At 39.8% G+C, this 11230-nt stretch carries 8 protein-coding genes; 7 read left to right on the top strand and 1 reads right to left on the bottom strand.

Annotation, left to right across the window (positions count from 1 at the left end; all coding sequences use genetic code 11):
- Positions 1-178 precede the first annotated feature (178 nt).
- From PDT38_RS06310 to PDT38_RS06300, 3 genes are read left to right on the top strand one after another with little or no spacing between them, the layout of a single operon-like run.
- Positions 179-421, top strand: coding sequence for a spore coat associated protein CotJA (locus tag PDT38_RS06310; protein ID WP_270799828.1), 243 nt, complete (start codon positions 179-181; stop codon positions 419-421).
- Positions 418-681, top strand: a complete 264-nt coding sequence (locus PDT38_RS06305) for a spore coat protein CotJB (protein WP_270799826.1) — start codon at positions 418-420, stop codon at positions 679-681. Before PDT38_RS06310 ends, PDT38_RS06305 begins: the two co-directional genes overlap by 4 nt.
- Before the next feature lie 21 nt (positions 682-702).
- Entirely contained in the window at positions 703-1272 is a 570-nt protein-coding gene (locus PDT38_RS06300; protein ID WP_270799825.1) for a manganese catalase family protein, read from the top strand.
- Positions 1273-1300: 28 nt separating this feature from the next.
- Here PDT38_RS06300 and PDT38_RS06295 read toward each other — a convergent pair whose 3' ends face one another.
- Positions 1301-2245 carry an MFS transporter gene (locus PDT38_RS06295; RefSeq protein ID WP_270799824.1) on the bottom strand — a complete coding sequence of 315 codons (945 nt, stop codon included), beginning with the start codon at positions 2243-2245 and terminating at the stop codon, positions 1301-1303.
- A 233-nt stretch (positions 2246-2478) separates the two neighbouring features.
- Between PDT38_RS06295 and modA the strand changes: the two genes are divergently transcribed.
- The 4 genes from modA to addA all read left to right on the top strand — a co-directional run bounded on the left by modA (position 2479) and on the right by addA (position 11208).
- Positions 2479-3267: a molybdate ABC transporter substrate-binding protein gene (modA, locus tag PDT38_RS06290; protein WP_270799822.1), complete on the top strand. Its 789-nt coding sequence runs from the start codon at positions 2479-2481 to the stop codon at positions 3265-3267.
- Between the two features lie 11 nt (positions 3268-3278).
- Positions 3279-3935, top strand: a complete 657-nt coding sequence (gene modB, locus PDT38_RS06285; protein WP_270800153.1) for a molybdate ABC transporter permease subunit — start codon at positions 3279-3281, stop codon at positions 3933-3935.
- Between the two features lie 96 nt (positions 3936-4031).
- Positions 4032-7529 (top strand): helicase-exonuclease AddAB subunit AddB, encoded by a 3498-nt coding sequence (gene addB / locus PDT38_RS06280; protein WP_270799820.1) that lies wholly within the window; start codon positions 4032-4034, stop codon positions 7527-7529.
- Entirely contained in the window at positions 7519-11208 is a 3690-nt protein-coding gene (gene addA, locus PDT38_RS06275) for a helicase-exonuclease AddAB subunit AddA (RefSeq protein ID WP_270799818.1), read from the top strand. Before addB ends, addA begins: the two co-directional genes overlap by 11 nt.
- Positions 11209-11230 lie beyond the last annotated feature (22 nt).

Genomic DNA, 11230 nt, shown 5'->3' with positions numbered 1-11230 from the left:
GTCTATTGCTTAACTCCGCAAACATCAGTCGAATAATCAATGGATGATATCATGAAGCTCGTTCATTAGAAAAATTGCCGGAACCTCAGTTCTGGTTTTTTTCATGAGTGAGTGAACATAACGCAGAGAGAATATGAATAAACTAAATTAGATTCTATTATAAATAGAGGTGAACCGAGTGAAGCATTCTGAGGAATCATTCACCAAAGTAAAATCATATCGCCCTTTTCACAGTGCCTTTGATCCATGTCCACCGCTTGGGAAAAGATACTACCGAACACCTCCCAATTTATATTTAGGTTTTCAACCCCACGGTCTTCAACAATTCGCGCCAATGGAAGCTTTAAGAAGAGGAACACTTTGGCCTATTTTTTATGATCATTATGAAAATCCGTATGAAAATGGGAGGGAAGGAGGATGAAGAACACTTTAACACAAGACTACTATGAAAAGCTTCTTGAAATTCAGGCGGTAGATTTTGTGCTCGTTGAATTAACGCTGTACCTTGATACACATCCAGACGATATGGATGGGATTCAACAATATAATCAGTACGCTAGATACTCAAAAAAATTGAAAAAGAAATTTGAATTGAATTACGGCCCTCTTCTTCAGGGCAATCCAGATGAGACAGAATCGTACTGGAGTTGGAAAAGAAGTCCTTGGCCATGGCAAGTTTAAAGACGGAAGGGAGTCAATCTCATGTGGCTGTATGAAAAAAAATTGCAATACCCTGTGAAAGTGAGGGAATGCAACCCAAGACTTGCTAAATTTTTGATTGAGCAATACGGTGGAGCAGATGGCGAATTGGCAGCGGCCCTTCGCTATTTGAACCAGCGCTACAGTATCCCTGATAAAGTGGTCGGCCTCTTGACGGACATTGGTACAGAAGAATTCGCACATTTAGAAATGATTGCTACGATGGTTTATAAATTAACAAAAGACGCAACACCTGAACAGTTAAAAGAAGCCGGCCTCGGTCCCCATTATGCAGATCATGATAAAGCCTTGTTTTATCACAATGCCGCTGGTGTTCCATTTACAGCTACATACATCCAAGCCAAAGGTGATCCGATTGCAGATTTATATGAAGATATTGCCGCAGAAGAAAAAGCGAGGGCGACATATCAATGGCTGATCGATATGTCTGATGATCCTGATTTAAATGATGCGTTGGCATTTTTAAGAGAAAGAGAAATTATTCACTCACAACGATTCCGTGAAGCCGTTGAGATTTTAAAAGAAGAGAGAGATAGTAAAAAAGTGTTTTAAACAGATGTAAGCCGAAAACTCATGATTTTTATGGAGTTTTCGGCTTTTCTAATGCTGAAACCACAAAGTATTGAGCGATTCCTCCCGAAATGATCATTGCGCAACACGTCAGAAAAAGTACAGTACCACCAAATTTAATCAACATCAGCCCTCCTAAAAAAGGTCCAATTGTCCGGGATATGTCCCAGTTTAAACCGAAAAAAGCAAAATAGCGACCACGCATATGGACAGGAGCAAGCTTAGAGACAAAACTTTGCATATGATGTAACAAAATGCTTTCCCCACAAGTAAATATAAAGATTGATAATATGAGCCAAACGAGTGATGAAGAAAACGCAAAACCTAATGCAGAACCTGTATAACAGCTATAAGAAATCATTATAATCGTTTTCATCTCTAGCTTTTCCGAGCCTTTCACAAGGGGGATTTGCAGGGTTATACCTAGTAATGCATGACAGACATTAAAAATAGTAAGAATCACTAAAAAGTGATCAAAAAGCACTTCTAAGTAGAACCGGTAATTTGTTTCAAGCTGTGAATATAACAAACTGATTGGAAGCATAAACAACATCAGCACTAAAACTGAATCATGTCCTTTAACAGAAAAAGATTTTTTTTGCTGGAAAATCTTTTTTTGATGTTTTGACGGATATGTCTCTGGCATTTTAAAATAAACAGCAAACCAATATAGAAGAAATGAGCATGCTTGAAAGCTGAATACCATGGAAGGATGATAAGAATAGACAGCAACTCCAATAACCGGACCGATTGTTGCACCAAAGCGTTCAATAACATGAATGACAGCAAACACTTCAGCTCGCATCCCGCTTTTGGTACTGTCAGTGATTTGTGCTCGTTGAGTAGGGATGTATAAGCCGGCTCCAACACCGTTCATCGTATAGAAAAGTGCTAATAACCAAATATTTTCTACCATCATAAATCCGCATGCCGAGATTAAAGCTGGACAAGCCATCCAAGGCATTGTCCTAAACCAAGAAGGATGGATCAATTTTTATGATCTTTGGTTTCGAAAGCATTCGAAGTTGATGTGATGTTTCCAACTTTATGATGGTTCTTCGTTCACCCTTTTTCATGTATGGATAGCTATAACTATGAGCATGATTGTGATCAATGACATTTCAAAAAAATGAAGTTTGACGTAAAATAATCCTTAGCGCAGAAAACGTGTGAATTGGAGTGAAATTAATGAAAAAACGGTTTTTACTGGTTGTAGTGTTATTGGTTACTGTAGTTATTGGTTTGGGCTGTCAGTCTGAAAAAGGTGAATTAAGTCAAGACCATGAGAATGTGCAACTTACGGTTTCCGCAGCAGCTAGTTTGAAAGATGTTCTCACTGAACTAGCGTCCAAATATGAGAAAGAACATGGAAATGTCAAAATCAGGTTCAATTTTGGTTCATCAGGTGCTTTGCAGCAACAAATTGAACAGGGAGCTCCAGTAGACTTATTTTTTTCGGCTTCTGAAGATAAATTCAACAAATTGGTAGATAACGATTTCATTTCACAAAATAACTCCGTCAAACTGTTGAAAAATGACTTGGTCCTGATCGTTCCAAAAGGAAAAACAGATATTAAAAGCTTTAAAGATTTATCAAAAGATAGTGTTGAAAAACTTGCCATCGGCATCCCTGAATCAGTTCCTGCTGGAAAATATGCGAAGGAAACTTTGTCAAATCTTCATCTATGGAATCAAGTTCAATCAAAATTTGTTTATGGAAAAGATGTAAGACAAGTGCTTTCATATATTGAAACAAATAATGCAGATGCTGGCTTTGTTTATCAGACGGATGCTCTTGCTTCCGACCAGATCGAAATAGTAGACATCGCTAAAAACAATCTACATAGCCCGATTATCTATCCGCTTGGTATTGTGAAAAATACGAAGCACCGCAGACAGTCTGACGAATTATATCAATTTCTGCATAGTGATCAGGCCATTGAAGCGATGGAAAAGTACGGATTTAAGAAAGGCTGATCACTGATATGCTGTCTGAGGAATTTCTTTCACCTATTAAAATCTCTATCCAAGTGTCAGTTGCTAGTGGGATCATTGCTGTCTTGTTCGGGACTATTGTCGCAAGAATTTTAGTGCGTAAAACTTTTAAAGGAAAATCCGTCATCGAGACAATGATGATGCTACCGCTCGTTCTTCCTCCAACTGTTGTTGGTTTCTTCTTAATTGTCATATTTGGTAGACAAAGCGTAATCGGTCAGTTGATTGAAAAGGTATTTCACGCGCCGATCATCTTTACTTGGTGGGCAGCGGTCATTTCGGCTGCAGTTGTCGCTTTTCCGCTTATGTATCAGTCGGCAAAGTCAGGGTTTTTGAGCGTTGATCGTGAAATAGAAGATGCCGCAAAAGTTGACGGGGCAAGCGAGTGGCAAGTATTTTTATTCGTGACACTACCGCTCGCTTCAAATGCAGTTATAACTGGTAGTGTACTTAGTTTTGCTAGAGCACTCGGTGAGTTTGGGGCTACACTTATGTTTGCTGGCATTATACCAGGGGAGACACAAACGGTTCCTACTGCGATCTATATGGCGATAGACTCAGGGAATTTAGAATTGGCCTGGTTGTGGGTAGCATCAATTGTACTCATCTCATTTTTGATGTTGTTTTTTGTACAGTTTAAACAAAAATAATAAAATTCCACCTCATTTTCCCTAGTTTTGGAGAATGGTTATTTTATTGCAGGTTCGATAAAATAAAAGAAAAGAACGTAGAAAGGAGCCGGACACGTGGGAGTATTATTTTTATCAGGCAGGTCCGGGAGTGGGAAAACGACGTTTATCTTAGATGAAATGAGGGGGAAACTTCGCCGTCACCCTCTCGGTAAACCGATCATTTTTCTAGTCCCGGATCAGATGACGTTTTTAATGGAATATGAGCTTAGTATGACCCCTGATTTAGGTGGAATGTTTCGAGCTCAGGTTTACAGCTTTTCAAGGCTAGCCTGGTGGATTCTCCAACGTACTGGGGGAATCAATCGTAAGTTTCTAACAAGTTCAGGTATTCAGATGTTGCTACGCAAGCTGATTGAAGAACATAAAGCAGAGTTTAGAGTTTATCAGAATGCGAGTGATAAGAACGGTTTTACTGAACAGGTCGAACGGATGTTAGCCGAATTTAAAAGGCATTGTCTGTCACCTGAACGTATTCGGGAGGTTATGCAGGGTAGCGAGGTATCAGAATATGAGGATGAACGAGTTCTTTCTGATAAGTTGCATGATCTATATATTTTATACAGAAAGATGGAAGAAAGTCTTGAACATCAATATGTTCACTCAGAAGATTACTTGCAACTTTTGGCAGAGCAAATTCCGTATTGCGAAGAGCTCAAAGATGCTGTTATATATGTTGATGGTTTTCATCGGTTCACACCACAGGAGATGAACGTTCTTGAAAAGCTGATGGTTCACGCGCAAGAGATGACGTTTTCTTTCACAACGGACGAGCCTTTTACTGAACAAGTCCCTCATGAATTACACCTATTTCGGATGACAGGAAAGATGTATTTTGACCTTTATCAGAAAACAAAAGAACTTGGCCTTAACATGTCAGTAAAGCATTTGACAAATGTGAACCGTCACAAGCATGTTGAGGAGTTAAAACATTTGGAACGATATGTGGCTGAAAGGCCGTTAAAAGTGTATAAGGATAGAGCAGAAGCACTGTGCGTCATGCAAGCGGCAAACAGAAGAACAGAGATAGAAGGAATCGCAAGAGAAATTAAATCCCTCGTTCGGACAGGTCGCCTCCGCTTCAAAGACATTGCTGTCATTGCCCGCAATGTTGAAGACTATAAAGATACGATAAAAGAGGTATTTAAAGATTATGAGCTAGCTTTTTTTATAGATGGAAAGGAACCGATGCAGAACCATCCACTGATTGAATTGATTCGTTCAACCCTAGATGTGATTAAAGGAAATTGGGGATATGAAGCAGTGTTTCGTTGCATAAAAACAGAACTGTTGTTTCCTCATGACGAACCGAAGAACCTCGTACGTGAACAGGTTGACCAGTTGGAAAACTACTGCATTGCACATGGGATAAAAGGAGATCGATGGACAAGAAAAGATCGTTTTATTTATAGAAGATATGCTTCTTTGGATGAAGACTTTGTACAGACAGACCGAGAAATAGAAATCGAGAATATGCTTAATAAGCTAAAAGACTGGATTGTGCCACCTGTTTATCGGTTGCAAAAACGCATGAAAGAAGCGAAATCAGTCAAAGCAATGGCTGAAGCTGTGTATCTTTACCTTGAAGAGGCTGAAATTCCGCTGAAACTTGAAGAAGAAAGGCTGAATGCAGAAGAAAACGGCAAAATCTTAGAATCGAGACAACATGATCAAGTATGGAACGCTGTTATTCAATTGTTGGATGAGTTTGTTGAAATGATGGGAGATGAGGACATATCGTTTTCCTTGTTTCGACAAATGATGGAGACTGGTTTGGATACGTTGAGGTTTGCGCTAATTCCACCAGCCCTTGATCAGGTATTTATCGGCAATATGGATCTTTCAAGAATGTACGATGTGAAATGTACGTTTATGATTGGGGTTAACGATGGTATTCTGCCAGCAAAGCCAGACGATGATGGCGTGCTGTCAGATGATGACAGGGAGTGGTTGAAAAGAAACGGTGCGGAGCTTGCGGCAACTGGAAGAGAACGGTTGTTAGATGAAAATTTTTTAATCTATATGGCTTTATCAAGTCCTTCTGAAAAGCTTTACGTGTCATATCCTATTGCAGATGCCGAGGGGAAAACATTGCTTGCTTCAACAGTTGTGAAACAGTTAGAAGAGCTTTTTCCTGGCCATGGTAAAAAGTTGCTGAGCAATGAACCTGAACAACTAAATGATGAAGAACAACTTGAATTTCTTGTCAATAAAAGTACTGCATTAAGTTATTTGGCAAGTCAGCTTAGCCTTTGGACAAGACAGTATATGATTAGTGATGTCTGGTGGAGTACATACAACTTTCTGATGAAAGGTTCGGACCGCTCTTTTTCTCAAAACATTCTCTCAAGTTTGTTTTTTAGAAATAAGGTTCACAACCTCAATCAGCATATGACGCGTGAGTTGTATGGGGAGAATATTCAAGGAAGCGTATCACGGATGGAAACGTACAATGCCTGTCCATTTTCTCATTTTGCTTCACATGGATTAAAGCTGAAAGAACGGCAAATTTTTAAACTTGAGGCTCCTGATATCGGTCAGTTATTTCACTCTGCACTAAAGTTAATCGCAGACCGTCTCCATGAGTTAAAGCTTGATTGGCGTGACTTGACAAAAGAACAATGTGATAAATTATCTTTTGATGCGATTGAACGACTTGCACCCAAATTACAAAAAGAGATCTTACTTAGTTCAAATCGTCATCATTATGTGAAACAAAAACTGCAGAAAATTATTGCTCGGGTATCAGGCATTTTAAGTGAGCACGCGAAAGCGAGCGGGTTTACCCCAGTCGGCCTTGAGCTTGGATTCGGTGGCAAGGGGCCGCTTCCCCCGATGCGGTTTACCCTTAAAAACGGCTACACCATGGAGCTTGTAGGGCGAATTGATCGGGTAGATAAAGCTGAAAGTTCAAAAGGACTGTTGCTTCGCATTGTTGATTATAAATCAAGTGATAAAGGACTTGATTTAGCCGAAGTATATTATGGTCTTGCATTACAGATGCTGACCTACCTAGATTTATCCATCACATATTCAACTGATTGGCTTGGAATGAAGGCAACGCCTGCAGGTGTCCTGTATTTTCACGTTCACGACCCAATGATTCAGGCTTCCGTTCCACTCGGATTTGATGAAATAGAAAAGGAAATTTTTAAGAAATTTAAAATGAAAGGTCTTCTTTTAGGTGATCAGGAAGTTGTCAAACTGATGGATACGACACTTGAACAGGGCAGATCTGACATCATCAGTGCGGGCTTAAAAAAAGACGGCTCACTCCGTTCTGATTCGGCTGTTATTAGTGAAGACCATTTTCAATTATTAAGGCATCACATCCGTCGAACTTTTCAAAAAGCCGGAGAGGAAATTACCAATGGTAAGGTATCTATTGAGCCATATAAACTAAAAGATCGAACACCATGTACATTTTGTTCTTACAAGTCATTTTGTCAGTTTGACGAATCACTTGAGGAGAATCAGTATCGAGTATTAAAACCGGAAAAAGACAATGTGGTATTGGACTGGCTGAAAAAGGAGGATGAGACAAATGGAGATTGATAAGCCTAAAGATAGCATCTGGACTGATGATCAATGGAAAGCGATTGTCTCATCTGGCCGTGATATTTTAGTTGCTGCAGCTGCAGGTTCCGGAAAAACGGCTGTCTTGGTTGAACGAATCATTCGTAAGATTACAACAAAAGATAACCCAATTGATGTTGACAGACTCCTTGTTGTAACATTTACAAATGCATCAGCAGCTGAGATGAAGCACCGTATTGGTGAGGCGCTTGAAAAGGAACTCGCCGAAAATCCGGCTTCTCTACATTTGCGCAGACAACTTGCCTTATTGAACAAGGCCAATATATCAACATTACACGCATTTTGTCTTCAGGTTGCTCGCAAATATTATTATATGATCGACATTGATCCAGCCTTTCGCATTGCCGATCAGACAGAAGCTGAGCTTTTAAGTGATGAGGTGCTGGATGAGCTGTTTGAGGAACAATATAAAAAAGGAGATCCTGCATTTTTCGAGCTTGTCGACAGATATACGACAGACCGTCATGATCTGGATTTGCAATATTTAGTGAAGCGAATCTATGAATATTCTCGTTCACATCCCAATCCGGAACAATGGCTTGAAACATTTGTCCATTTATATGATATTGCGTCAGATTCCAAAGTGGAGTCGCTTCCATTTTATACTATTATTCAAGAAGATATTGCGCTTATTCTAGAAGGTGTGCGGAAAATGCTAAAGCGGGCACATGAAGTAACAAAACAGCCAGGTGGCCCCGCTCCCCGTGCTGAAAATTTGCTCGATGATTTAGCGCAAATTGATCAGTTGATCAAAAATCAGGATGATTTTGTAGCACTGTATGAGCTTGTACCGACTGTTTCTTTTACAAGAGCCAAACCCTGTAAAGGGGACGAATTTGATCAGATTTTAATAGAAGAGGTGACAGAGCTTAGAGGCAGTGCAAAAAAACAGTTAGAAAAGCTAAAAAGTGATTATTTCATGTGGAGTCCTGACCAGCATCTCAAGAGCCTGAAGGAAATGAAGTCCGTTATCCAGACGCTTGTTCAACTTGTTATCTCTTATGGAAAACGTTACATGGCTCAGAAAAAGGAAAAAGCAATTGTTGACTTCTCAGATCTTGAACATTATTGTCTTGCAGTTTTAACAAGGAAAAATGAATCTGGGGAAACAGAACCGAGTGAAGCAGCTCAACACTATCAACATCAATTTCATGAAGTGTTGGTTGATGAATATCAGGATACAAACCTTGTTCAGGAAGCTATTTTAAAGCTTGTCGCCAAAAAGGAACACGAAGGAAACCTATTTATGGTTGGGGATGTGAAACAATCAATTTATCGCTTCCGTCTTGCTGAGCCTCTTTTATTTCTATCAAAATATAAACGATTTACAGAAGATGGTTCAGGCAGCGGTCAAAAAATTGATCTGAATCAAAATTTCAGAAGCCGGTCTGATATTCTGGATAGTACGAATTTTTTGTTTAAACAGTTGATGGGTGGAAAAGTTGGCGAAGTTGACTATGACGAACAAGCTGAATTAAAACTCGGGGCATCATACCCTCCTCATGAAGCAACGAAAACTGAAGTCTTAATCATAGAAAATCAAGCGCAATTAGAGGATGAAGAAACCGAAGAACTTGAGACGGTTCAACTTGAGACAAGAGCAATAGCCAGCCAAATTAGGCGCTTAATTTCCGGGCAGTTTCAAGTTTATGATGGCAAAACAAAAACAACCCGACATATCCAGTACAGGGATATCGTGGTTTTGTTGCGGTCAATGCCTTGGGCTCCACAGATGATGGACGAACTTAAACAGCAGGGGATACCAGTTTATGCCAATCTAGCATCAGGGTATTTTGAAGCGACTGAAGTTTCAATCATTATTTCATTGCTCAAAGTCGTTGATAATACCTATCAGGATATTCCGCTTGCTTCCGTTCTTCGATCACCAATTGTTGGTCTTAAGGAAAATGAACTATCATTAATTAGAATTCAAGATCAAAAAGCGCCATTTTATGAAGCGATGAAAGCATATCTAGCTACTTCTGACAAGGATGACAAGCTTTATGAAAAGCTTTATCGTTTTGACCGGTTTCTTAAAAAGTGGCGGACATATGCGAAGAACCATTCAGTGGCTGAACTGATCTGGGACATTTATCGCGATACAAAGTATTTAGATTATGTCGGTGGAATGCCAGGTGGGAAGCAACGTCAGGCCAATTTGCGCGTCCTTTATGATCGGGCCAGATCATATGAAGCGACATCGTTTCGCGGATTATTTAGATTTTTAAGGTTTATTGAACGTATGCGAGAACGAGGCAATGATCTTGGAACGGCGAGAGCACTGAGTGAACAGGAAGACGTCGTCAGACTGATGACAATTCACTCAAGTAAAGGTCTAGAGTTTCCGGTCGTGTTTACAGCAGGTCTAGGTCGGAGTTTTAATACGATGGATTTAAATAAATCCTATTTGCTTGATAAAGAGCTTGGCTTTGGGACAAAATTTATCGATCCGAAGTGGCGGATTAGCTACCCAACATTGCCGCTAATTGCAATGAAGAAAAAAATGCGCCGTGAACTTTTGTCTGAGGAACTGCGTGTTTTGTATGTTGCACTTACTAGAGCAAAGGAAAAACTTTATTTGATCGGTACAGTAAAAGATAAAGAAAAATCTTTAACGAAATGGCGTTCAGCCGCTTCACAGACTGAATGGTTACTTCCTGATTTTGAACGTTTTCAGGCTAGATCTTATATAGATTTCATTGGACCTGCTTTAATGCGGCATAGAGGTATGGAGGATGCCAGTCTCCATCCATTAAATGAAGAAATTTCTCATCATCCGGCCCGTTTTGCTGTCAACTGGCTGTCTCTTTCAGAGCTTCAGGCTGAAAATCAGGTGCAAACGGAAGCGGGAAAACAAGAGTTGCTCGCTCTGATCAAAAAAGGACAACCTATCGAAGGTACTTTTGCTTATCAAAATGAGGTGCAAGCACGGCTGACATGGTCATATTCTCATCAGGATGCAACACAAGTTCGCACGAAACAGTCAGTATCAGAAATTAAACGACAAAAAGAATATGATGATGAATATGGAGATCGTTCTTTGGTTCGTCAAGCTCCAAAGGTATCCATGTATAGTAGACCTATCTTTATGATGACAAAAGGATTGACCCCTGCCGAACGAGGAACAGCCATGCATACAGTGATGCAACATCTTTCCTTGACACATGTATATGAAAAAGACGAACTTGGCTGTTTTCTAGACATGCTTGTCGAAAAAGAGCTTTTAACAGGAGAACAGCGGGAGGTCATTGACGAAGCTGACATCCTCGCATTTTTTGATACAGACATTGGTAAAAAGATACAGAGTGCCGCTTGGGTTGAACGTGAAATTCCGTTCAGTATGACAATTCCATCTAAGGAGATTTACCCTCATTTAAAAACGACTGATCCGATATTGATTCAGGGGATGATTGATTGTTTGTTTGAAACGGAAGATGGTATTTATTTGCTTGACTATAAAACAGATCGAATCCACGATAAATTCCGAAGTGGCTTTACAGAAGCCGAACCCATTTTAAGAAAGCGTTATGAAACACAGATCAAACTTTATGCACGAGCGGTTGAAACGATCATCAAGAGGCCACTTGTAGGTCGCATTCTTTACTTTTTTGATGGTGGATATGTGCTGAATATTTAACATGAAGGTGCTTTCCTTTGAC

It is taken from the genome of Bacillus changyiensis (assembly GCF_027706145.1).
In the GTDB taxonomy this organism is placed as follows: Bacteria; Bacillota; Bacilli; order Bacillales; family Bacillaceae; genus Bacillus; species Bacillus changyiensis.
The sequence above is the reverse complement of the archived record's forward strand: the minus strand, read 5'-3'. Positions and strand labels throughout refer to the sequence as shown.

Excerpts from the sequence above, each read along its gene's own strand:
- modA (WP_270799822.1), top strand. The coding sequence starts at position 2,479 with ATGAAAAAACGGTTTTTACTGGTTGTAGTGTTATTGGTTACTGTAGTT.
- PDT38_RS06300 (WP_270799825.1), top strand. The coding sequence starts at position 703 with ATGTGGCTGTATGAAAAAAAATTGCAATACCCTGTGAAAGTGAGGGAA.
- addA (WP_270799818.1), top strand. The coding sequence starts at position 7,519 with ATGGAGATTGATAAGCCTAAAGATAGCATCTGGACTGATGATCAATGG.
- PDT38_RS06305 (WP_270799826.1), top strand. The coding sequence starts at position 418 with ATGAAGAACACTTTAACACAAGACTACTATGAAAAGCTTCTTGAAATT.
- PDT38_RS06295 (WP_270799824.1), bottom strand. The coding sequence starts at position 2,245 with ATGGCTTGTCCAGCTTTAATCTCGGCATGCGGATTTATGATGGTAGAA.